The following is a 22,447-nucleotide window of genomic DNA, read 5'->3' as shown; positions in this document are numbered from 1 at the left end:
ATTAGAGATATGAGAAAGATTAAAATACTATATATCATTTTACCTTTGTTGCTTGGAGCTTGTAGCAATTGGCTGGAAGTACAGCCGAGCAATGAAGTGGACGAGGAAACTCTTTTCAATTCCGGGAGTGGATATAGAACAGCTTTGAACGGTATATATAAAGATATGTCTTCCACATCTTTGTGGGGACAGGAATTGACTTGGGGATTTGCTGATGTTCTTGCCCAGTATTACCCTAGTTATAATTTAGGGAGTAGTTCTCATGTTTATAATCGGGCTGTACGATATTTGTACGATGATAAGAATTTGGAATCTTTGATTCAGAATATTTGGTCTGTCGGGTATAACGTGATTGCTAATTGCAATAATTTGGTTCAGAATATCAGTAAGGAGGATACGGTGAAGTTCGAGGAAAAACGTCTCGAACGGGATATGATTCATGGAGAAGCCCTTGCTTGTCGTGGGTTTATGCACTTCGAGTTATTGCGCTATTTTGCTCCCTCGCTGAGTGAGGCCGGAGATAAAGTGTATATGCCTTATTTCGATGAATTTCCTTCTTTGATGGCGTCTTATTTATCCGTGCCGGGCATGATTGAGAAAATCGAGCGGGATTTGCTGGATGCTCGCGATATATTAGCTACGACCGATACGTTGAAAGAGATGCTTTATTTGTTACCAACTACGTGTCGTTATGAAGGACAGCAAGGTCCGTCAGATATGTTCTTTAATTACCGGGGTTTTCGGATGAACTACACGGCTGTGACGGCTGCTTTGGCTCGTTTATATTTTTATGCAAATCGATTAGAGGAAGCTGCGAAAATGGCAACCGAAGTGATCGATTTCGTGGATGATAGAGGGGATAAGATTTTTTCGTTTACTTCCAAAGAGACATTCAGTAATAAGACGAAAATGTATGATGAACTGATTTTTGCGCTTTCGCAACGTAAGTTGACGGAAAACTTTGAAAACTATGATGAATCGGATGATAATGCATGCAACTTGGCTGTGGATTATTGGGATTGGGAAGAATGGAAATCGGAAGATGCCGGGGATAAAAGATTAGCCGAGGACGGTGGATTGGTTCGTGTGGTGGAAGCGTGGGAGTATGTATTTACTCGTAAGTATTATGATGCAACAGGTATGAACGAGATAAATAAACGGATGCTGCCCGTGATACGTTTAAGCGAAATGTATTATATACGGGGAGAATATTACGCGAGTCTGGGAGATTTTGGTAAGGCTGTCGCTGAATTGGAGGTCGTGAGAAATGCGAGAGGGTGTACCCCGGGGCGAATCAGTGCTTCTAGTTTGGATGAATTTCATGACTTGATATTGAATGACGCGAAGAAAGAGTTTTGGGGAGAAGGGCAACTTTTTCATTTTTATAAGAAATATAACGTGAAACCCAATAAGAACACCAATTTCGTGTTACCGTTGCCGCGGAATGAATCAGGTATTTAATGATTAAATATGTAAAAATATGAATAGGTGGTTTATAATCAGTATATTTTTGACGATATTATTGGCGTCATGTGAAAAGGACCAGATTGGTCGTTATGATTTGGAGCATTACGTGTATTTTACCATGTCCGAGGAGCAAGACACTCTTTTGTCATTTGCCAATTATCCCGGGGCGGATACACATGATTTGTATTTTGAAGTGAATTTGATGGGGAATCTGCTCGCTTCTCCACGTGCGTTTAAGTTAGCTGTGATTGATTCGTTAACCACTGCAACCTCAGACTTGTACGAGTTTGATTCGGAACCTTATTTTGGAGCCGGTCAAGATAAGGATACGATAAAGGTTACGGTGAAAAAGAATGCGATGTTGAAAGAAAAAGATGCTACGCTTGTCGTGGCGGTCGTTGCCAATGAGAATTTTGAGCCGGGATTTGTTGGGCAACGATATATCACGATTCATTTTAATGATAAAGATGCAGCACCTCTCTGGTGGGATAGTACTTTTGAAATTTATTTCGGTCCCTGGTCTAGAGTGAAGTTGGATGCTTTGGTCGCGTGTACCGGGAAAAATGACTTTTCGGATGTAGAGGAGCCGGCATTGCGAAAATATGCTATTCAGTTGAAAAAGTATATTAAGGATGAGGGTATTACGGATAATGGAGAAGAGATTATCATTCCGGTGAATTAATTTGACGGTCTAAAGAGTATGAATATGAGAAATATAATATGGTTATTTGCATTGTTGTTCGCGTGCGCTGCATGTTATGATGACAAGGGGAATTATGATTATTCCGAAACAAATGGAATTACGATAGATTTGGGAAATACCCAGTATTTGGCGGTTGCCGGTGAAACGATAAATATTAAACCGGTACTGACTTTTGCGCAAGATAGTAATGAAACCGGACTGGAGTTTGAATGGCGCTTGGGCAATAAAGTGCTTTCCAATGAGCGTAATCTGTCTTATTACGTGGATACGATTTTGAAAGAGGATTGTTATTTACGGGTGTTGGATACGAAAACCGATATTACTTATTTGGCTCGAACTAATTTTGTATTAACAGAAAAGCATAATACCACGGGATGGATGATTTTGTCGGAAAAAGATGGCGAGTCGTATTTGACTTATATAAGAGAGAATATCGATGCTACAGCTCCGAGTGGATATTCTTACGTGGAGTACCCGGATGTTTATCAACAAGAGAATCATCTGAAATTGGGTGGCAAACCGGTAGGATTATTGGAACATTTTTATTATCGTTCATCTTCTTCTAATATTTGGGTACTATTGGATGGGGCTGAATCTGTTGATTTGAGCGGACTTTCATTTAAACGGGATATAACGTTGAAAGAGAGTTTTTTGGATGAACAATTACCTGCCAATTTCACGCCGCTTGAAATGGCTGAAATGAGGTGGATTTCTGCGGTGATTAATAAAAATGACCATAAAGTGTACACTCGCTTGAAGCTTTCTGATAAATCTTTTTTTACGGGGGCTTTTCTAGACAGTCCATTACAATACAATGGTGAAGATCTCTATGTAACGGATTTTGTGATTGCCCCCTTTATGGGACCCGGCTATACGTTGATGGTGGAAGGGAAGAAAGGTCAACAACGTTATCTGGCTTTGATTGATAAGGATAAAAGTAATGCGGGTAAAGTGTTGCCGTTGTCGATTAGCGGTGGATACCCGAATGAATTTTCACATTTGGATAATTTGGGCGATATGGAAGTGGTCTACACGGGATACAGTCGTGTCGAAACAAATAGTAGTGGTAAAAATATGTATCATTCCATATTGAGAAATGCAGAAGGAGCTTATTATTATCAAGAATTTACTATAGAGAAGATGACAGGAACTAGTTCTGTTATTGCAACACCGATAAAGCAAGTACCTTTTAATATTGGCGATATTTTGGATGAAAATACATTGTTTTGTATACCTCCCTATATAGAAAATACTTACATGTTAATTGCTCATGGAGCCGATTTATATATTATCGAACGAGCTAATATTGGTGCTGGAAATATGCAATCTTTTGTGATACTCTACAAACATTTCGATGCCGATATTACGGCTTTGGATGCAGAATCAGCTCGAAGTTATCGTGTCGGTGTAGGGCTTGCTAACGGAAAATTTTATGTATTGGACACAAAAATGGACAAAGGAATGCCGGAAGAAAGTAAACGTGTGATTTATGAATCCGATACAAATGTTGGTAGAATAGTGGATATTCGTTATAAAATGAAGACTGGTAATGCTTGGCAGAGTTAGATTTTAGTGAATGAACAATGTTTGATAACAATAGCGACTTTAATAATTAACAGAAATAGGAGTTTATAGTTATTTTAGAATGGGTTATTTCAGTGATGATTTGATATTTACTGGGATAACCCTTTCCTATTTTTTAAATATATTTTATTTGGATTATATTTAAATACTATGATACAATTCGAGCAACATCATGAAAAGCATGAATGCCGGGTAATCCTTACGGGAAAGAAGATGTTCGGTAAGTTTCTTTTTGCTGCTTTTCTTGTAGGACTTCACGGTTTCGACCGAGAGTTGCAGGCGTTCGGCAATATCGGCATTACTCAGTCCTTCGAGTGATAACAGCATGACTTCCTTGCTTTGTGGCGAGAGGTTGTCCAGTGCGGAGAGGAGTAACGAATAGACATCTTCCTCGATTGTTTTCTGTTCGAAAAATTCATCACTAAGATATAGTTCTTCCTGCAAAAATTCTTGTTTGATTTTCTCGTGACGCAGGTGATTGAGGCATTTGTTGCGAAGGGAGTTGTACAGGTATGATTTAAGATGCAACAGGTTCTCGAATTTTGTTTTTACGTCCAGTAAGGCGATAAAGACTTCTTGAACCAGATCGCGGGCAACATCTTGATTGGAAACATAATGATCGGCAAACAACACGAGAGGCGTATAATATTCATTATACAAGTGTTCGTATGCTTCATTTCTGTTTGACGAAAGCATTTTTAATAGTTCCTTTTCATCCATGTACAATATCTTCAAATCCAGAGTATAATATAATGCAAATATAAAATATTCAACTCAATTTTACACGTGTTCTATCTTAAAAGTATTAAAGAGTTGATGTTACACTTGTTCTATTCCCGGGAGGGGGCTTTTTTTCTCCTGATAATTTATTAAATTCGCGACAAATCTAATTAGACATATATGAGTGATAATTCCCTATTAGAAAAATTAGAGGTATTTTATATCCGATTCCGCGAGATCGGGCAGTTGATTACAGACCCCGAGGTGATTCAGGATATGAATCGTTTCGTGAAACTGAATAAGGAGTATCGGGAGCTGGAGCAGATCGTGGAGGCGGGTGACGAGTTGAAGAGTGCGGTGAAATCTTATGACGAGGCACAAGAGATATTGAACACGGAGAACGACAAGGAGTTGCGGGAGATGGCGGAGATGGAGATCGAAGAACTGGAAGCGAAGATACCGGAACTGGAAACCAAGATTAAAATGTTGTTGGTGCCTGCCGACCCGGAAGATTCGAAAAATGTTATTCTGGAAATCCGTGCCGGAACGGGTGGTGACGAGGCGAGCCTCTTTGCCGGTGATTTGTTTCGTATGTACACGAAGTATTGCGAGTCAAAGCGTTGGAAGATCGAGATCACGAATTACAGTGAGGGTACTTCCGGCGGTTACAAGGAGATCGTGGCGAATATATCGGGCGACGGGGTGTACGGGATCATGAAATACGAATCGGGTGTTCACCGCGTGCAACGGGTTCCGGCAACGGAAACACAGGGACGCGTGCATACCTCGGCGGCTACCGTGGCAGTATTGCCGGAAGCGGAAGAGGTGGACGTGGTGCTGAACCCGGCTGATATACGGAAAGATACCTATTGTTCTTCCGGTCCCGGCGGACAGTCCGTGAACACGACCTATTCGGCTATCCGTTTGACACATATCCCCACGGGTATCGTGGTGACTTGTCAGGACGAGAAGTCGCAGTTGAAAAACTTGGCGAAGGCTATGACCGAGTTACGTTCGCGTATTTACGCTATCGAGCACCAGAAGTATATGGACGAGATCGCCACGAAACGGAAGACGATGGTATCCACGGGTGACCGTTCGGCAAAGATCCGCACGTATAATTACCCGCAAGGACGGGTGACCGATCACCGGATAAACTTGACGTTGTACAATTTGGCGGCAGTGATGGACGGTGAGATCGGCGAGATTATCGAGAAATTGCAGATAGAGGAGAATACGGAGAAGCTGAAAGAGAGCGGATTCTAGGAAGTGAAAAGATAAAAATTAAAAGCTGAAAGTTTTATGACCTATAACGAACTGTTTGAGCAGGTAAAGAAGAAGAAATCTTTTTTGTGTGTCGGTTTGGATTCCGATATCAAGAAGATTCCGCAACATTTGATGGATGCCGAAGATCCGGTGTTCGAGTTCAACAAGGCAATCGTGGATGCCACGGCGGACGTGGCAATTGCTTACAAGCCAAATATCGCTTTTTACGAGAGTCGGGGTGTCGAGGGATGGCTCACGTTGGAAAAGACCGTGAAATACATTAAATCCAAGTACCCGAAGATATTTACGATCGCTGATGCCAAGCGGGGAGATATCGGGAACACTTCCGAGATGTACGCTCGTGCTTTTCTCGAAACATTGGAGTTCGATTCTATCACGGTGGCTCCTTACATGGGGGAGGATTCCGTTACGCCTTTCTTGAAATACGAGGGGAAATGGGTGATATTGTTAGCGTTGACCTCAAACAAAGGTGCTTTTGATTTCCAATTCTTCGAGGAAAACGGTGAGAAGTTGTATGAAAGAGTATTGCATAAATCCCAAGAATGGGGTAACGATCGGAATATGATGTACGTGGTTGGTGCCACGAAAGCGGAGATGCTGTCGGGCATCCGCGACATCGTGCCGAATCACTTCTTGCTGGTGCCGGGTGTCGGTGCTCAAGGGGGTAGTCTTGAAGAAGTGGCAAAATACGGGATGAACGCCCACTGTGGTCTGATCGTGAATTCTTCCCGCGGAATTATCTTCGCGGATAAAACCGAGAACTTTGCTACCCGTGCCCGCGAGGAAGCCGTGAAGTTGCAACAACAAATGGCTGAATTGTTGGCAGCGAGAGGGATTATTTGATCTGATGTTATCATATAAAGAACAAGAGGAGAGGGTGTTTTGACATCCCTCCTTTTTTTGTACCCTATTCAAGATGAAATTCTCAAGAATTCGGCTCGCAATTATTAAATAAAGTCGAGTTAAAGCCGATAGGAGTCGTCTTTGAACCTGTCCGGAAGCCAAGGTATTCCCCGTGTTTTTCTCGAAAAGGGGAGAAATTTTTCCTAAACGTGTTTGTAATCGAGTGATTGGCTGATTTGTCGTAGTACAAAATCCGCCCGTTCCGCGGGTGTCGCTTTTGGGACAAGGGTGAGATCGTAGCCGATGGATTGGTAGGTGGCAGCCATCGTGTGGTAGGTGTCGATGGCTTCTTGATAGGTTTGTTTGCGTTCGGAGTCGGTATGGTATATTTCGGCCCAAGGCGGGAGAATAAATACGCGGGTATTGTAGCGATAGTCGGCGCAGGCTCGCGGGAGTTCGGGAAAGAGCGGTTGATTGGTGAGATGAGCGTAGGCGAGGGTATCGGGGATACCCCGGTCGAAGAAGAGGGTTTCGTCGCGGTACGCATTCTCTCGATAGCTGTCGACGGAACGGGAGAGCATCAGCCGGGTATACGCGGGTATATTGCCCCAAGGAAGAGCATTCCCGTTTTGTGCCGATTGTTCCCGGATGATCTCCCGGGCGACTTCGGGAATGCAGGGAAAACCCCGTTGTTGCAGTTGTTCTAGTAGGGTAGTCTTGCCTACACCGGGACCTCCGGTGATGATGATGAAATTTGGTTTATACATCACGTTTATAAAGTTAGTGCGGTATGGATAAATTCTGCCAGCCCGTTGTTCGTGTCGCTGGTGACATTGTTGAACTTGCCCCGTAGCGGTTCGGGGGCGTTGGCGACAATGAACGGGTGCCCGCAACGTTCGAGAAAGTCGATATCGTTGTAGTCGTTCCCCAGCCCGGCACACTCGTCATAGCGAATATCAAGTTGGTCGAGCAGAATTTGGCAGGAGGAACCTTTGTTCACGTCCCGGGCGAATATTTCCGTCCATATCGCTTGATTGTCGATGGGGGAGGTGGAGCGGATTACCGAGTATCCGGATAGTTTCTCTTGAATCTCCCCGTGGAGTTGCAATTGTTTGGAATCGAGTATCACGAGAAATTGCGTGGCTCCGCCGTGTATGTCCCGTGTACTTTGAATGGAAGTACCTAGTCCGGGATAGTTTTCTATGCGTCGGCGGAAGTCCTCGTGCAAGGGAGAGGTGTTGCGGTACAGGAAGTGGTGATTGTCGGGAATCGGTTGTTGTATGGTGAAATTGATGTCGTATTCCCACAACATGGTGGCGATATCCAGTGTTTCTTCCGGGGAGAGTTCCCGGGTACAGAGAAGGCGTTGGTCGTTCCAACGCATGATGCCTGCGCCCGAGGAGAATACCATGTAATCAATGGGAAGTCCTTCCGGCAAAGCGTTACGAAACGAAAATACGGAACGTCCCGTTGCCAGAACGCGGGTGATTCCTGCGCGTCCGGCTTCTTCCAATGCTTTTTTGTTTTCTTCGCTGAGCGAATTCCAACCGCGCGGGAGCGTGGTTCCGTCCAGATCGATAATGATAGCCCTTATCATATTTTAGATTTAATGATTTATGATTTTAGATTTTTCCCCGCTTGCCGGCGTTCTTTCCCTTCAAGAGAAGTTTCGCTTCTGTCATTTTCAATTTTCAACTTTCAATTTTCAATTGTTACAAGTTCATACTTGTAGTAAGGCAGAGGTTCGTTGAGGTAGTGTAGTACTTTCTCTTGGTTCATGCCGTCCAGCGGGTTGTGGTTGTACCCGAAGGTGGATTTGATGCCCATGTTGATGAAATGGACGGCTCGGTCGAGGGCTTCCGGGAGGCTGTCACCGTTGAGCATGCAGCCCGTGATGACACTGGCGAAAGCGTCGCCCGTTCCGGGATAGGAAGCCGGGACGTAGTCGCACAGCACGCGCCACGTGCGTCCGTCCAGTTTGTTGTATGCGAGAGTGGCGACGTTGCACGTGTTACTTCCGGGGGCGGAAGTGATGATCACGTGTTCGGGACCGAGTTCGCTGAGTTGGTTACACCATTTGACAGCCTCTTCCACGGATATTTCTTCGCGGGGATCGCGTCCCAGCAGGAATGCGGCTTCCGTGAGGTTGGGGGTAATTACTTTGGCCTTCGAGCAGAGTTGTCGCATGCCCTCGATCATATCGGGTGTCATGCTGGAATATAATGTCCCGTGATCTCCCAACACGGGATCGACCAGTATAAAATTATTATTATCTTTGAAATAGTCGAAGAAGTCGCTGACGATTCCCATTTGTTTCACGGAAGCGAGGTAGCCCGTGTAAATCGCGTCGAAATGAAGGTTCAGTTCTTTCCAGTGTTCGATGAATGTTTCCATGTAATCGGTCAGATCGAGGGAACGAAAGTCTTTGTACTCGCTATGGGCGGACAGTATGGCCGTCGGCAACGGGCATACCTGATAACCCATGTGCGTGAGAATGGGGATGGCCACGGTCAAGGATGCCCTTCCATAGCCGGACAGGTCGTGTATTGCGGCAATTTTCTTCATGTCATTTCATTATCTTGAGTCTTCAAAGATAATAAAAAATCAATGAACGGGCATATAGGGGAGGGTAAACCAGAACGTGGAACCTTGTCCGACGGTGGAGTCCACCCCGATTTTGCCGCCTAATTTAGTGATAATGGTTTCACTGATTGCCAGTCCGAGTCCCGTGCCTTGCGAGAAGGTGTTCAATTTGGTGAAACGGTCAAACACTTTCTTCAGTTTTTCGGGTGCGATACCGCAACCGGTGTCCTTCACGTAAAAGCAGAGAGTTTGCGGATCGATTAGTTTGTACCCGGCACGAATACTGCCGTTTGTCGTGAACTTGAGCGCATTCGTGATGAAATTGTGGAGCACTTGTGCTACCCGGTTCCTTTCCGTCCGGATGATACATTCCGGAAGACGTTCTTCAACGAGGAATTTGACGGGAGTATCCGTGTCCATTTTCAACCGGGTACTTTGTTCTATTTCATCGAGCAATATATTTATGTCCACCTCAGTGTACACGAATTCAAGAGTTCCGGCCTCGATTTTCGAAAGGTCGAGGATGTCGTTGATCAGTTGTAACAACAGGTTGTTATTGTTGTTTATTATGTTGAGATATTCTTGTTTTTCCTTTTCATCCGTGGTGTACGCCAGAATCTCGGAGAACCCGACAATGGAGTTGAGCGGGGTACGTATTTCGTGACTCATGTTGGCGAGGAATGCCGACTTTAGACGATTGCTCTCTTCGGCTTGTTCCTTGGCGTCCCGGAGGTTTTGTTCCATGCGTTTTTGTTCGGTAATCACGACGCTTGAACCGATGATGGTTTTCGGTCGGCCGTTCACGTCATACTCGTACACGGCCCCTTGTTTGTTTATCCATTCGTATTCCCGGTCGTTGTACCAATGCACGAGGTATTCCTCGTGAAATTCTTCCCGTTTCCCGGAGAGCAGTTCTTCGAAGACGGAACGCATATGCTCCCGGAAGTCCGGGTGTATGGAATTGATATATTTTTCGACTTTACAATAGTATTTGCCGTCAATAGCTTCTTTGGTGTCCTCGTGGTGGTATATAGAATAGTCGCACGAGAAAGTTTGAGAGGGTACGTCGCAGTCCCACGGTAGCACGTGTGCCAGACTGAGAACAGAGGAAAGGGTGGAGTTCGTGATTTCCAGTTTTTCTTTGGCGTCGCGTAGTGATTCCTCCAGTTTTTTGTGGTCGTTGATCGAACAGGAAGTCCCGATAAGACGGGGAGATTGTTTGTTCGATGCAGGTTTTTCCAGTTGAGCTTGAATTTCGATCCATTGGTATATTCCTTTTTTCCGGTAATCTGCCCGGAAGAGGATGATGAGCTGTTGCACTTCCTGCCGGATAAGGCTTTGAAACCCTGTTTTTACTCGCTCGATGTCTTCCGGGTGAACCGCCTCGAAAAAGGCTTCGAGGGGAATTTCCGTGTCCCATTTTAATGTTTCGCTGTATATGCCCTTTAGTTGCAGGGAATCCATGATAAATTTCTTCGCTTCAATGTCATACATCCAGAGAAGATGCTTGGAGATATGCAGGGCGAGGGACAATTTTTGAGTGATGGACTCTATCTCTTCCCGTTGTGCCTGCAATTCGGTAATGTCAAAGGAACTGCAAACCAGCCAATTGTTGTCTTCATGAGTGAAGATATTCTTGGTGATCATGAGCGTGTGTTCCTTACCGTCAGCCATGATGAATTTCTCGATTCCTTGGTATGAGCCTTTTTCCGCGAATAGTTTCCTGTCAAATTCCTGCAATGTTTTTGCTTGTTCTTTATTCATGAAAATATCTTCGGTCTGCCCGAGGATTTGTCGCGCCGTGGCTCCGAACATTTCTGATTTTTTACTCCAGAATATATAGCGCCCCGTGTTCATGTCTTTGATTGAAGTGGGGATAGCTGTATTTTCCAACACTTGACCGAGGAAAAATTGAAGTTTCTCGGATTCTATGCGATGGAGCGTGTATTCCGTGATGTCACGCAAGAACGCGATTACTTTATTGCCGGGGAGAACTGCCGTGCAGGTTTCGAAATAATAGGGCTGACCTTGCGTGGGCAGGCAAACATCAAAACGCAGAGATGTGTTTGACACGAGCGTCTTCGTTATTTGTTGGCAGAAATAATCCCGTTCCGAGGGTGAAGTTATCAGTTCATGTAACTGTTTGCCGATCATTTCTTCCGCGGGAAGGGGTAATTGCTCCCGGATGGGGTTGATAATATCCATGATATGATGCGTTTCATCGAAGATGAGCATCATGTCCGGGAAAGCTGCTATAATGGCTTTCAGTATATCTTCGGAACCTTGATTTTCAAGGGAAGTAGTACCGTGTAACATATTGTTGATTTTAGTAGGACCTCACTATATAGCTGTTATAACGGAACAAAGTTAATGTTTTTATTCATGTATCGGGTAAATTATCGGTATTTGATGTTGAATTTTAAATTTTAGACATTGGAAACCTCTCCGGCATTGTCTTTTATTTGTGTTATTTTTGTTTTTAGTCGCTAAATTTAATCCTATTTCCGCGGAGTGCCGAAAGCGGTTGTAAATTGCTGGCAAAAAGAGTGTTGCACGTTTTTTTTTGTTTTTGCCCTCTCGTAACCCGCGCCGGCAAAGGGCTGAGCGGGTATTTAGCCTGCTTGTAGCCTGCTGAAACCTTGCTGATAGCTTGCTATAGCAGGCTATCAGCAATATATAAACAATATATATTTAGTTAATAGACATTGTGCTCCCTTTGACGTGTTGCTGTTTCTTTGTTCTGTCATTCTGGATGAAGCGAAGAATGTTATATGAAATTCGCATGAGGGGTGGTCGTTTTTGGGGTGCTTTTCTTTTAAAATGTATTTAATTTGAATTTTGGTATAAAAAATAGGGGGTGTTCGTGTAAAATAATGGATATTTTGTATATTTGCCCCGATAAAAATAGGGTTCGTTCTAAAAATACAAATTTATGGCAAAATTCAGATTCTTAGCTTTGCAGGAAATCACCCGTCGTAAACCCGTGGAACGCGGGGAATTACCCCGGTGTTCTGCTGTTTTTGGCGAAAGCGTGTTTTCGATGGACAAGATGAGGCATTATCTTTCGATCGAGGCTTACAAGAAGTTGGAGAGGGCGATGGTGGAGGGAAGTGTCATTGATCGGGGATTGGCGGATCAAGTGGCTTCGGCGATGAAGGCATGGGCGGTAGAAAGAGGGGTTACTCATTACACGCATTGGTTTCATCCCTTGAATGGCGCGACGGCGGAGAAACACGATTCTTTTATTGATTTGTTGCCGGACGGTGACGTGATCGAGTGCTTTGACGGGCGATTACTGGTGCAGCAGGAACCCGATGCATCCAGTTTCCCGAACGGGGGGATTCGCAACACGTTCGAGGCGCGCGGTTACACGGCGTGGGACCCGGCTTCTCCGGCTTTTATTAATAATCGCACGTTGTGTATCCCGACCGTGTTCGTGGCGTACACGGGGGAGGCGCTTGATTTCAAGACTCCCTTGTTGAAGGCGTTGGCGTTGATTGACCGGGCGGCGGTGGATATTTGCCAGTATTTCGACAAGGACGTGAAGCGGGTTTTAGCCACGTTGGGCTGGGAACAGGAATACTTTTTGGTAGACGAGGCTTTGTACAATGCCCGTCCCGATTTGAAGTTGTGCGGGCGGACGTTGATGGGACATTCCTCGGCGAAGGATCAGCAGTTGGAAGACCAGTATTTCGGCTCTATCCCGGCACGGGTGACTGCCTTTATGGACGAGCTGGAACACGAGTGTCATTGTCTTGGCATCCCGATTAAAACACGTCATAACGAGGTGGCACCGAATCAGTTCGAGTGTGCCCCGATCTTCGAGGAGGCGAATCTGGCGGTGGATCACAACCAGTTGCTGATGTCCACGATGAAGCGGGTGGCACGGCGTCATAATTTCCGCGTGCTTTTGCACGAGAAGCCGTACAAGGGGGTGAACGGTTCCGGGAAGCATAATAATTGGTCGTTGATGACCGACACGGGGGTGAATTTGTTATCCCCGGGCAAGAACCCGAAATCGAATATGCAGTTTTTGGTTTTCTTGGTGTCGACGATCAGGGCGGTATACGAGCATGGCGATTTGTTGAAAGCCTCTATCGTTTCGTTGGGTAATGAAGCCCGCTTGGGTGGGGACGAGGCTCCTCCCGTGATTATGTCTGTTTTCCTCGGAAATTATCTTTCCGGGGTGTTGGACGAGTTGGTGGAGAAAGTGAGCGACCGGAAAATGAGCCCGGACGAGAAGACGGAATTGAAGTTGAACGTGGGCAAGATCCCGGAAATCATGCTGGATAACACGGATCGTAATCGTACTTCTCCTTTCGCCTTTACCGGGAATCGGTTTGAATTTCGGGCGGTGGGGTCTTCTGCCAATTGCGGGGGACCGATGATCGCGCTGAACGCGGCGGTGGCTGAACAGTTGATTCATTTCAAACAAGAAACGGATGCCTTGATAGACAAGGGGGTGAAGAAGGATGAAGCGATATTTCAAGTGCTGCGTAAATATATTATCGAGTCGAAACTCGTGCGTTTCGAGGGGAACGGGTACAGCAAGGAGTGGAAAGAGGAAGCGGAGCGTCGCGGCCTGTCGACGGAGGTCGATTGCGTGCCCGCGCTGAAGGCTTATTGCTCGGGGAAGGCAAAACGATTGCTGGTGGACAGCGGTATCCTGAGTGAACGGGAGTTGAAGGCGCGGTTCGAGATCAAGAACGAGATATACTTGAAGAAGTTGCAGATCGAATCGCGGGTATTGGGTGATTTGGTTTTAAATCACGTGATCCCGACGGCTATTTCGTACCAGAACACGTTGTTGACGAACGTGACTTCTTTGAAGGCCATTTTGCCGGATTACGAGCAGGTGGCTGATGTGCAGATTGACGAGATTCGTACTATTTCCCATCATATCCGGGAGCTCCAGAAGATGGTGTCGGACATGACCGAGGCGCGTAAACAAGCTAACACGATCTCCGACGAGGTGAAACGTGCCGAGGAGTACACGATAAACGTGCGTCCCTACTTGGAAAAAATCCGTTATCACGTGGATAAGTTGGAGTTGCTTGTAGATGATGAGATTTGGCCGTTGCCGAAATACCGGGAATTGCTGTTCTCTCGTTGAGAATGAGTTTATAAGGTTTGTAAAGTTTATAAGGTTCATAAAGTAACTTTACAAACTTTATGAACCTTATAAACTTTATAAACTTATTTCTTCTTTTCCTGTAAATTCAGTACTTTTCCGTCGGGAAGAGTGAGTTTTGCCTCGGTTCCTTTGCCGATGAGGCTTACGTTATCTTTCTCGTAACGGTAACCGGAAGCCATTACTTGTTGCGGTAACTCGTAAGTTTGATCGTCGAGGGTAACCACGGCAAGTTCTTCGTTCGGGTAAAAGGTTACATTTACTTGGTAGAGCATTTTAGTTTTGCCGTCACCTCCTTGAAATACGGCGTTGATGACGCTATTCGGGGTTTCCGTGTAAAGGGTTTGCGCCCGTTGCTCGATAATCCATTGTCCGTTTACTTGGCGTACGTTGTAAGTGTCGTCATCTTCCACGTTCCACGCGTATCCGCCATTCGGGAGGCCGCGTCTGTCAAGGACGGGGTGATTCTCCACGTTCGGGAGGAATACTTCCACTTGTGCGGAGTCAGCCGAGAACACGATAAAAGCGGAAGTTGCGGCTTCCGGATCATTCACCGGATTCATGCGAACGCCCGATTCAAACAAACGGATGCAGTCTTTTTTCACTTCAGACCAAGTGAAGCCGGCAGCAGCGTTGCATCCGTGATTGTCGTTGGCCACGCCTACTTTGGGATCGGCTTTCGTGAATACCAGAGTCATTTTTTTATCCTTGTCGGTGAACTTCAGTTCTCCGTTTTCCACGGAATAAGAGGTCATGGCGGCGAGAGCCTTCACGAATTGATCCTCGAACTTCAAGTCGGGGCAGGCCATCATGGTCATACCTCCCGGTTCCAGTTTGATGGTGTTGCCCTCGGTAGAATACCTCCCGAAGAAACGGTTACACCCGGCGAAACCGTACATGGTATTGGTGTCCGTGAGGATGATGGTTGGAACTCTTTGAGAAAGGGCTACTTTCTCGTTGTTGCTTGTCATTTCTTTCAGTTGCCACTCGTTGGCGGTCAACGCCGCCTTGTTGCCCGTGTTGCTTTTGCATCCCGCGAAGGCGAGAACCGTGGCGATCATCATTAAAATTGTTGTTCTTCTCATGTGTGTGTTATTTTTACGCGAATATACGTAGAGAAAATATAAAAGTTTAGGGATAACGGGAAAAGATTTACCGGATACCAATGCTATTGAAACATTGGTATCCGGTTAAGTGATTCTTTGTTTTGCACTTTCACACCCCGGGTATGATGGTTATCACATTTTAAGCAATTCTTCGATATGCGTGCGGTCGTTCCATAATTGGGGTATTTTATTTTGTCCGCCGAGTTTGCCTTTTTCTTTTAGCCAGTCGATGAAAAGGTTCGGACGGGCGACGTGAAGAATAAGGCGTTGGAGTGACAGGAGGCGCTTGGCCTCGTAGTCGGAGTTCACGCGTTGGAGTTCTTTGTCAAGCATGTCGGCGAAAGTTTCCGGGTCGGAGGGAGGGGTTCCGAATTCGATGATCCACTCGTGGGCACCTTTTTTGTTCTCGTTCATGAAGACCGGGGCTGCGGTGAAATGGAGTACGGTGGCTCCGGTTTGTTCGCAAGCCCGGTTTAAAGCCGCGATAGCGTTGTCGATGATTAATTCTTCCCCGAAAGCGTTGATAAACAGTTTTGTGCGTCCGGTAATCTTGAACTTGTAGGGACGGGTGGAGGTGAACTGAACGGTGTCGCCGATCATGTAGCGCCACAGTCCGCCGTTGGTGGAAATGACGATGGCGTAGTTGACTCCGGTTTCTACTTCTTCCAGCAGGAGCGCTTTCGGGCGGGATTTGCCCAGTTCGCTCATGGGTACGAACTCGTAATACACGCCGTAGTCGAGCATGAGTAGCATCGACGGGTCGGAGGGATCGTCTTGTAGTCCGAAAAAGCCCTCTGAGGCGTTGTATGTTTCGATATATTTCATCTTCGGGTCGGGCAACAGGCGTTTGTACTGTTCCCGGTAGGGGGTGAAATTGATACCGCCGTGTATGAATAGTTCGAGGTTAGGCCATACCTCGTGGAGGTTGTCTTTGCCCGTGCGTTCGAGAATACGGTTGATGAGCGTGAGAAACCACGAGGGTACGCCCGCCAGACTGCGCACGTCTTCCTTGATGGTGGTTTCGCATATTTTTTCTATTTTCTCTTCCCAGTCGCCCATGAGCATGATGGATTGGTCGGGTGTCTTCATCATGTTTGCCCAGAAAGGCGTGTTCGAGATCAGGATGGCGGAGAGATCTCCGTAGCGACAGTTGTTGTTTGTTTTGGAAATCTCACTGCTACCGCCGAGAGCGAGAGTCTTCCCGTTGAATGCTTGAGCGTCGGGATAGAGGTTGTTGAAGATGGCTATCACGTCTTTGCCGCCCCGGAAGTGACATTCTTCCAGTGAAGTTTTACTCACGGGTATGAATTTACTTTTGGCGGCGGTCGTCCCGGACGATTTGGCAAACCACGTGATGGGTTCCGGCCACAAGAGGTTTTGTTCCCCGTTCATCAGACGCTCGGAATAGGGAGCCAGTTCCTCGTAATGGATGATGGGTAACCGTTCCCGGTATTGTTCGGCAGTGAGGATGGAGGCAAAATCGTACTTCTGCCCGTATTCGGTGGTCGCGGCAGCGCGGAGTAATTCATCCAGCGTGTCACGTTGTACCTGCACGGGATTCGTTTTGAAGTACTCTATTTGCGTCAGTCGCTTGGACGAGAACATGGATATGATGGAGTTGATGATTGGCATATTGTAGATTTTAGATTTCTTGATTTATGATTTTGGATTAGATAATACCTTCCAGTTGATGAATGCTGTTTTTAATCGTAAATCGTAATTCATAAATCTTAAATATTAAAGTCTAGAGTTAGCTGGGGAGCAAGCAGGGTGAAGCTGCGACGATGGAACGGGGTGATACCGTGTGTTGCGATGCCTTCCCGGTGTTTCTTGGTGGGGTAGCCCTTGTTACTTGCCCAGTCGTACACGGGGTAGCGTTCGTGCAATTGTTGCATGTACTCGTCCCGGTGAGTCTTCGCAAGTATCGAGGCGGCAGCGATTGCCATGTATTTGCCGTCACCTTTGATTATGCAATGATGTTCGATGCCCCCGTAAGGTTTGAAACGGTTGCCGTCCACGAGAATGTGCTGGGGGGTGACGCTCAATTGAGCCAATGCCCGGTGCATTCCCTCGATAGACGCGTTGAGGATGTTTATTTTGTCTATTTCCTCGTTGTCCACGGCGGCGACTGCCCACGCGAGAGCTTCCCGCTCGATGATTATTCTTAATTCGTTCCGTTTTTTTTCGGAGAGTTGTTTCGAGTCATTGAGCATTTCGTTGGAAAAGTTTTCCGGCAGAATGACTGCCGCGGCGAAGACGGGACCCGCCAGACAACCTCTTCCAGCCTCGTCACAACCGGCTTCTATTTTGTCCGAATAGTATTTTAATGTCAGCATACAGTAATCTAAAAGTTTAAGGCTACAAGTAGCGTTCGGGCAAATATACAAATAAAGTTCATAAGTCGGTTTATAAAGTTGAGCTTTCGGCTCCTAAAGTTTATAAAGTTCATAAAGTAACGGGCATCCTTCGGATAAGGTTTGCTGGCAGCTATGCTGCCGTGGACAAAGCGCCCGCTAGGGTCCATAAACCTTATGAACTTTATAGACTTTACAAACTTTTAACAAACAGGGCGAAAAGCGTTTTGACGCATTCGCCCTGTTGCAAATGACAATTTGCAAACTTTTCCTATATTCGCGGGTAAATAAGGTTAAATCAGGAAAGATGTTCACGAAAGAGGAAGCGAAAGAGATTCGGGTGAAATTCTGGGAGGGCTTTAAGCGTTATTGCAAGCGGAAGCATATTTACCGGAAGTGGGTACTGACGGGGGTGAAAATCCCGTCGGTGCAACTGAAGTTTTATGTCGATCGGGAAAAGGCTTTGGTGTTGTTTCAGATTGACCACAGGAACGAGTTGCGTCGGTTCGAGGTGTACGAGTGTATGTTGTCATATCAAACTCTGTTTCGGGCGGAATGCGGCGAAGAGTTGAAATGGGAAGAGGAGTACACCGGAATCGAGGGACAGAAGGTGAGTGCTATTTATTTCGAGTTGCCGGGGGTGAATCTTTACCGGACGGAAGATCATGAACGGATATACGCTTTCTTCGCGGAGAAGATGCCCTTGCTGGAAGATCTTTATTACGAGTACCGGGATTTGATTAACGAGAGGTTGAAGGATTCGAGATTTTAGATTTACGATTGAAGGATTTAAGAAATAATATGACAATGAAAATCAACAAGAGTGGGGCGGTGCTTTCCCGTATAGTACAGTTGGGCGAGACGCTGAAAGAGCTTTCCCGGAAGAACGGGAAGGAGTATTTACCGTTGAACAGGGGTGTGAATCAAGTGGTAAATATCGACTTGACGGAAGTCGTGAAAGGTATTGATTTCAATTCGCCGGAAATACAGGTGTACCCGCATGGTGCCGGGCGACCGGAGTTGCGGGCGGCGATAAACGATGAGTTTTTCATGGGGAAGTCTTCCCCGGATAATATATTGATTACGGCGGGCGGAATGCATGCGCTCGATCTGGTGGCGCAGACGGTAAATATCGGACGGTTGTATCTGCCGACTTATTACTGGGGGTGTTATTTCAAGATGTTGAAGATTCGCGGTATCGAGAGTGTGGGGTATGATAATCAGTCCGATTTGACGGGAATGATTGACGAGTTACGGGGAAATGCCGTGTTGATCAGTGATCCGAGTAATCCGCTTGGCGATAAGCACGACGACGGGGAGCAATTGGCTATTATCAGCGCGTTGAACGATGCAGGGGTGGTTGTGTTTCACGATTGCCCGTACCGCCGCCTGTACATGGATGCTACCGATGATTATTATACGAGGTTGATAAACATGGAGAACGTGATTATCACGGAGAGTTTCAGCAAGTCCGTGGGGTTGAGCGGGCAGCGGTTAGGTTTCGTGCATACTTGCAACAAGGAGTTGCACGACGAATTGGAAGTGCGCGTGATGTATAACACGAACGGGATTAACGGTTTCGCTCAGGAGCTGGTGTTACGTTTGTTGACAACACCGGAGGGACGTGCTGCTGTGACGGCTTTCAAGGAACGTACGACACGTGATATCGCTTTGAATATCGATTATTTGCGGGAGCGGGGTTTTCTTGCCGAAGAATTTTATCATGGAACGAGCCCGCGGGGTATTTTCGTTATCGTGAATCGTGGTGAACAGGAGTTAATGGATCATTACATCGGGGCGGTGGGACTTGATTTCTTCACGAAGACAAAACAGGAGTACGCAAAAGGCTTTGCCCGGATTTGCGTGTCCGTGCCGCACGAGAAGCTCGTGAAATATTTCAATGCAATTCAATGATTCGATGGAGGTGTGTCAAAACACACCTCTAGTTTATAAAGTCCATAAGGTCGAGCCTTCGGCTCCTAAAGTCTATAAAGTCAGTAATTTGATAATGCTTTGATGGTCAGTGTTATAATATACCAGATACTTGTGTATTTGACCTTACGACATTATGGACTTTTAGACCTTATGGACGAGAGGGTGTGTTTCGACACGCCCTCATCCCTGAATCGTCAATCATAAATCACTAAATCAATTCAGTCTTCTTTCGTCAGCGTGAACTCCTTGTCGGCAAAGAGTTCCGCGAGTCCCGATATTTGTTTCAAGCGTAGAAGTTCATCTTTATCCATACCGATGTTACGGAGAATCCAGCTGTCGGACATGCCGGCTTTCGTGAGTTCTGTCACGATTTCGGTCATCAGTTCTATGCTGTGGGTGCCGCGGGCGCGATTGTGGCGGATGGTCGATGCCATACGGTTGGAAATATCCTTGTCGATAACCACGACGGGGAGCATGCCGTGTTCACGCTCGTAGATGCGTTGCGAGGTTTTCATGACCTTGTAGCGATGGTAGCCGTCCACCAGCTCGTAGATGTCTTTTTCCGGGATGTAATAGCATACAACGGGCATAGTATAGCCATCTTCCCAGATGGAGAGTTCCAACAGGCTCATTTCCGGCGGGGCAACCACGTTCGGGTTGTACGAGTTGGCGACTACTTTGTCGATAGGCACGGATAGTACCTTATATACGGGACTTTTAAAATTTTCCATAGCTCTCCATTAATGCTTTATATTTATTCATGACGCGTTTGCGACGGTCGTTCTCGGTTTTGTTCATGGCGAATCCCATGTACTTGCAGGCGTGGTCGTTCTTCAAGATACAGATGCACATCCTTTTGAACGTGGGAAGTTCTTTGAACTCGGGGATATTCACGTCATCTTGATATTCCATGCGCACGGGTTTCTTGTCGGTCTTGTAATTCGTGCTTTCAGCAACCGTGATGGGGATACCCATTCGACGTAATTTGGCGATGGTTTCTTCTGCAAGGCATCCTCCCTTCTTGCGCCAGAATTCCATGCTCGTGGAGAGTTTGTTCAAGTAATTCTGGCGGGTTTCTTCCGGCAGGGTACAGAGCAGGAATTTCATGTATTCAGCCCATGTCATGCCTTCGGGGAGGGTGATGGATTGCCATCCCATGGCGGTGGTGCCGCCGTATATGCCGGTGAAATTCACCCCGTTCACGCGGCTGACCATTTTACCCCACGTGTCGGGATCGATTGCCCGGTAGAGTTTCAAGCTGGGTAACGCCTGCGAGATGAACGGGCTTGCCACGCGCTGGCGTTCGAGCGGAACCCCGGCTTGGTAGTATAAGTCGTAAAGGTGGTTGTAGTCCCAGCCGTGCTTGCCGTTCGCCGTCCATATATCCGTGGTTTGCCAGTCGAATATGGGGTAAGCATTGTAAATGCCTTTGCTAATCCGGTGAGTCCATTTCAAGTGCTTGTAACTGTGGTAATTTCTGGCTCCATGTATTGCCTGCCAGCGATGGTAGCTTTCCTGCGTGCGGATACCGATCAGACAGCAAACGCGCTCGACTCCTTTTTGTCGATATATCCATTCCGCGAATTTGTTCTGGTAGTCATAGTCCCACATGTCTTCCGTGTAGAAATCAAAGTCTTCTTTCCGGTAACAGTCTTGTGGCATTTCCCTCACCCAAAGGTGTCGTAAATCATCTTCCCACGGGCGCCAGAAACGCTGGTGCATGGAGGTACAGGTGGATACCTTGAAGGGAATACATACCCGGTAAACTTCCAGTAAATCGGGATTGTCAGCCAAAGCCCGGTCCACGTAACGAATGGTTTCTTGGTATTGTACCTCGTAGTCCATGTGAAACACCCCGAGTTTTCGCTTCAACCTGTGTTGACGGATATAATCGATACACAGGTTTAATAGAACTCCGCTATCCTTCCCACCGGAGAAGGAAACGTAGACATAATCGAAGTCGGAGAATATCCGCTCCAATCGTGCCTGTACAGCGTCATATACACTTCTGGCTTTTCTCATTTCGGTTCGTGTATCATCTTTACATACAGTTTCCATTCTTTCTTGACGGTAAAGCCACACGCGCGGAATGTATCCGCGTGGGGAGTGTGGGAAATCACGTACAAGGGTTTTTCCCCGGAAAATTCGTCGATCGCTTTCCGGGCAAACATGGATAACAGCGTGGTATTTTCACCGGACACGTAATAGTTGTCGATGCATACGCACGAGTCTTTCACTTCGACGGGCATAAAGCCGCGTACTTTTTCCTCTTCCAATGCCACGAACCACACGTGGTGGTTGGAGGTTTTGAAAGGATAATTGTTGTTCTGGCGGAGCACGGGAGGGCTCATCACCAGTGGAGCCACGAGTTGATACAACCGGGTTGACGTTCCATGTAATTTTTCTATATTCATTGCCGAACTCTTTCTGGCAAATTTAATAAAGATTGGCAATGATTCAAAATGATGGTAAAAAAACCTTTCAATGAAATATTTACCGGGTATTTGGCGAGTGCCGGAGAGGTCTGGAGGTGTGCAGTATTCTTTTTTGAAAGTGAGTTTGACTTCTTTTAGGCTGTGCGGCTATGTGTTCGTTTGTTTTCAATGTGAAATAATCGTGTCCGTTTCCGGTGTAAATTTGTTCATTTTGATAGGGTGTGAAATACCCCGTATTTTTATATCCATGCTCCATAATATTCGTAGAAATAAAATTCACCGACAGTGAATGATGCCTG

At 46.3% G+C, this 22,447-nt stretch carries 19 protein-coding genes; 8 read left to right on the top strand and 11 right to left on the bottom strand.

Going from position 1 to position 22,447, the window contains the following annotated elements:
• Positions 1-9: 9 nt before the first annotated feature.
• Genes Q5866_RS10275 through Q5866_RS10265 form a run of 3 tightly spaced genes read left to right on the top strand, consistent with a single transcriptional unit; the run spans position 10 to position 3,736 of the window.
• Positions 10-1,461: a RagB/SusD family nutrient uptake outer membrane protein gene (locus tag Q5866_RS10275; protein WP_186977365.1), complete on the top strand. Its 1,452-nt coding sequence runs from the start codon at positions 10-12 to the stop codon at positions 1,459-1,461.
• A gap of 19 nt (positions 1,462-1,480) precedes the next feature.
• On the top strand, positions 1,481-2,149 hold the full coding sequence (locus Q5866_RS10270; protein WP_186977363.1) for a DUF4843 domain-containing protein: 669 nt from the start codon (positions 1,481-1,483) through the stop codon (positions 2,147-2,149).
• 24 nt (positions 2,150-2,173) lie between these two features.
• Positions 2,174-3,736 carry a PKD-like family lipoprotein gene (locus tag Q5866_RS10265; RefSeq protein WP_186977361.1) on the top strand — a complete coding sequence of 521 codons (1,563 nt, stop codon included), beginning with the start codon at positions 2,174-2,176 and terminating at the stop codon, positions 3,734-3,736.
• Positions 3,737-3,895: 159 nt separating this feature from the next.
• Here Q5866_RS10265 and Q5866_RS10260 read toward each other — a convergent pair whose 3' ends face one another.
• Positions 3,896-4,474, bottom strand: coding sequence for a sigma-70 family RNA polymerase sigma factor (locus Q5866_RS10260; protein ID WP_186977359.1), 579 nt, complete (start codon positions 4,472-4,474; stop codon positions 3,896-3,898).
• Positions 4,475-4,654: 180 nt separating this feature from the next.
• Here Q5866_RS10260 and prfA point away from each other — a divergent pair, with 180 nt between their 5' ends.
• Positions 4,655-5,740, top strand: a complete 1,086-nt coding sequence (gene prfA / locus Q5866_RS10255) for a peptide chain release factor 1 (protein ID WP_186977357.1) — start codon at positions 4,655-4,657, stop codon at positions 5,738-5,740.
• A gap of 36 nt (positions 5,741-5,776) precedes the next feature.
• Positions 5,777-6,604: an orotidine-5'-phosphate decarboxylase gene (gene pyrF / locus Q5866_RS10250; protein WP_303180069.1), complete on the top strand. Its 828-nt coding sequence runs from the start codon at positions 5,777-5,779 to the stop codon at positions 6,602-6,604.
• Between the two features lie 203 nt (positions 6,605-6,807).
• Here pyrF and Q5866_RS10245 read toward each other — a convergent pair whose 3' ends face one another.
• From Q5866_RS10245 to Q5866_RS10230, 4 genes are all read right to left on the bottom strand, one after another.
• Positions 6,808-7,371, bottom strand: coding sequence for an AAA family ATPase (locus Q5866_RS10245; protein ID WP_303180132.1), 564 nt, complete (start codon positions 7,369-7,371; stop codon positions 6,808-6,810).
• A gap of 5 nt (positions 7,372-7,376) precedes the next feature.
• Positions 7,377-8,201, bottom strand: a complete 825-nt coding sequence (locus Q5866_RS10240) for an HAD family hydrolase (protein WP_303180067.1) — start codon at positions 8,199-8,201, stop codon at positions 7,377-7,379.
• Positions 8,202-8,302: 101 nt separating this feature from the next.
• Positions 8,303-9,169 carry a pyridoxamine kinase gene (locus tag Q5866_RS10235; RefSeq protein WP_186977351.1) on the bottom strand — a complete coding sequence of 289 codons (867 nt, stop codon included), beginning with the start codon at positions 9,167-9,169 and terminating at the stop codon, positions 8,303-8,305.
• Positions 9,170-9,208: 39 nt separating this feature from the next.
• Positions 9,209-11,503 (bottom strand): ATP-binding protein, encoded by a 2,295-nt coding sequence (locus Q5866_RS10230; protein ID WP_303180065.1) that lies wholly within the window; start codon positions 11,501-11,503, stop codon positions 9,209-9,211.
• 616 nt (positions 11,504-12,119) lie between these two features.
• On the opposite strand from Q5866_RS10230, the gene Q5866_RS10225 reads away from it, so the two are divergent.
• A complete protein-coding gene (locus tag Q5866_RS10225) occupies positions 12,120-14,300 on the top strand; it encodes a glutamine synthetase III (protein WP_099289933.1) in 2,181 nt (726 codons plus the stop codon).
• An 83-nt stretch (positions 14,301-14,383) separates the two neighbouring features.
• On the opposite strand, the gene Q5866_RS10220 is transcribed toward Q5866_RS10225, so the two are convergent.
• From Q5866_RS10220 to Q5866_RS10210, 3 genes are all read right to left on the bottom strand, one after another.
• Positions 14,384-15,403, bottom strand: a complete 1,020-nt coding sequence (locus Q5866_RS10220) for an META domain-containing protein (RefSeq protein WP_255469568.1) — start codon at positions 15,401-15,403, stop codon at positions 14,384-14,386.
• 153 nt (positions 15,404-15,556) lie between these two features.
• Positions 15,557-17,056: a GH3 auxin-responsive promoter family protein gene (locus tag Q5866_RS10215; protein ID WP_303180063.1), complete on the bottom strand. Its 1,500-nt coding sequence runs from the start codon at positions 17,054-17,056 to the stop codon at positions 15,557-15,559.
• Positions 17,057-17,154: 98 nt separating this feature from the next.
• Positions 17,155-17,760, bottom strand: coding sequence for a ribonuclease HII (locus tag Q5866_RS10210; RefSeq protein WP_303180061.1), 606 nt, complete (start codon positions 17,758-17,760; stop codon positions 17,155-17,157).
• 325 nt (positions 17,761-18,085) lie between these two features.
• Between Q5866_RS10210 and Q5866_RS10205 the strand changes: the two genes are divergently transcribed.
• Positions 18,086-18,550 (top strand): DUF4268 domain-containing protein, encoded by a 465-nt coding sequence (locus tag Q5866_RS10205; RefSeq protein ID WP_303180059.1) that lies wholly within the window; start codon positions 18,086-18,088, stop codon positions 18,548-18,550.
• Positions 18,551-18,585: 35 nt separating this feature from the next.
• On the top strand, positions 18,586-19,692 hold the full coding sequence (locus Q5866_RS10200) for a pyridoxal phosphate-dependent aminotransferase (RefSeq protein WP_303180058.1): 1,107 nt from the start codon (positions 18,586-18,588) through the stop codon (positions 19,690-19,692).
• 239 nt (positions 19,693-19,931) lie between these two features.
• Here the strand turns inward: Q5866_RS10200 and Q5866_RS10195 are convergent, their stop codons facing one another.
• From Q5866_RS10195 to Q5866_RS10185, 3 genes are read right to left on the bottom strand one after another with little or no spacing between them, the layout of a single operon-like run.
• Positions 19,932-20,444 carry a ParB/RepB/Spo0J family partition protein gene (locus Q5866_RS10195; protein ID WP_303180057.1) on the bottom strand — a complete coding sequence of 171 codons (513 nt, stop codon included), beginning with the start codon at positions 20,442-20,444 and terminating at the stop codon, positions 19,932-19,934.
• Positions 20,431-21,735, bottom strand: a complete 1,305-nt coding sequence (locus Q5866_RS10190) for a DUF3440 domain-containing protein (protein ID WP_303180056.1) — start codon at positions 21,733-21,735, stop codon at positions 20,431-20,433. The genes Q5866_RS10195 and Q5866_RS10190 overlap by 14 nt, the downstream gene beginning before the upstream one ends.
• Entirely contained in the window at positions 21,732-22,127 is a 396-nt protein-coding gene (locus Q5866_RS10185; RefSeq protein ID WP_303180055.1) for a hypothetical protein, read from the bottom strand. The genes Q5866_RS10190 and Q5866_RS10185 overlap by 4 nt, the downstream gene beginning before the upstream one ends.
• Between the last annotated feature and the right edge of the window lie 320 nt (positions 22,128-22,447).

The sequence above is a fragment of the uncultured Butyricimonas sp. genome (assembly GCF_959596855.1).
Classification (GTDB): domain Bacteria; phylum Bacteroidota; class Bacteroidia; order Bacteroidales; family Marinifilaceae; genus Butyricimonas; species Butyricimonas muris.
This window is presented reverse-complemented; position numbering and strand designations above follow the sequence as displayed.

Excerpts from the sequence above, each read along its gene's own strand:
- Q5866_RS10275 (WP_186977365.1), top strand. The coding sequence starts at position 10 with ATGAGAAAGATTAAAATACTATATATCATTTTACCTTTGTTGCTTGGA.
- Q5866_RS10270 (WP_186977363.1), top strand. The coding sequence starts at position 1,481 with ATGAATAGGTGGTTTATAATCAGTATATTTTTGACGATATTATTGGCG.
- Q5866_RS10265 (WP_186977361.1), top strand. The coding sequence starts at position 2,174 with ATGAGAAATATAATATGGTTATTTGCATTGTTGTTCGCGTGCGCTGCA.
- Q5866_RS10260 (WP_186977359.1), bottom strand. The coding sequence starts at position 4,474 with ATGGATGAAAAGGAACTATTAAAAATGCTTTCGTCAAACAGAAATGAA.
- prfA (WP_186977357.1), top strand. The coding sequence starts at position 4,655 with ATGAGTGATAATTCCCTATTAGAAAAATTAGAGGTATTTTATATCCGA.
- pyrF (WP_303180069.1), top strand. The coding sequence starts at position 5,777 with ATGACCTATAACGAACTGTTTGAGCAGGTAAAGAAGAAGAAATCTTTT.
- Q5866_RS10245 (WP_303180132.1), bottom strand. The coding sequence starts at position 7,371 with ATGTATAAACCAAATTTCATCATCATCACCGGAGGTCCCGGTGTAGGC.
- Q5866_RS10240 (WP_303180067.1), bottom strand. The coding sequence starts at position 8,201 with ATGATAAGGGCTATCATTATCGATCTGGACGGAACCACGCTCCCGCGC.
- Q5866_RS10235 (WP_186977351.1), bottom strand. The coding sequence starts at position 9,169 with ATGAAGAAAATTGCCGCAATACACGACCTGTCCGGCTATGGAAGGGCA.
- Q5866_RS10230 (WP_303180065.1), bottom strand. The coding sequence starts at position 11,503 with ATGTTACACGGTACTACTTCCCTTGAAAATCAAGGTTCCGAAGATATA.
- Q5866_RS10225 (WP_099289933.1), top strand. The coding sequence starts at position 12,120 with ATGGCAAAATTCAGATTCTTAGCTTTGCAGGAAATCACCCGTCGTAAA.
- Q5866_RS10220 (WP_255469568.1), bottom strand. The coding sequence starts at position 15,403 with ATGAGAAGAACAACAATTTTAATGATGATCGCCACGGTTCTCGCCTTC.
- Q5866_RS10215 (WP_303180063.1), bottom strand. The coding sequence starts at position 17,056 with ATGCCAATCATCAACTCCATCATATCCATGTTCTCGTCCAAGCGACTG.
- Q5866_RS10210 (WP_303180061.1), bottom strand. The coding sequence starts at position 17,760 with ATGCTGACATTAAAATACTATTCGGACAAAATAGAAGCCGGTTGTGAC.
- Q5866_RS10205 (WP_303180059.1), top strand. The coding sequence starts at position 18,086 with ATGTTCACGAAAGAGGAAGCGAAAGAGATTCGGGTGAAATTCTGGGAG.
- Q5866_RS10200 (WP_303180058.1), top strand. The coding sequence starts at position 18,586 with ATGAAAATCAACAAGAGTGGGGCGGTGCTTTCCCGTATAGTACAGTTG.
- Q5866_RS10195 (WP_303180057.1), bottom strand. The coding sequence starts at position 20,444 with ATGGAAAATTTTAAAAGTCCCGTATATAAGGTACTATCCGTGCCTATC.
- Q5866_RS10190 (WP_303180056.1), bottom strand. The coding sequence starts at position 21,735 with ATGAGAAAAGCCAGAAGTGTATATGACGCTGTACAGGCACGATTGGAG.
- Q5866_RS10185 (WP_303180055.1), bottom strand. The coding sequence starts at position 22,127 with ATGAATATAGAAAAATTACATGGAACGTCAACCCGGTTGTATCAACTC.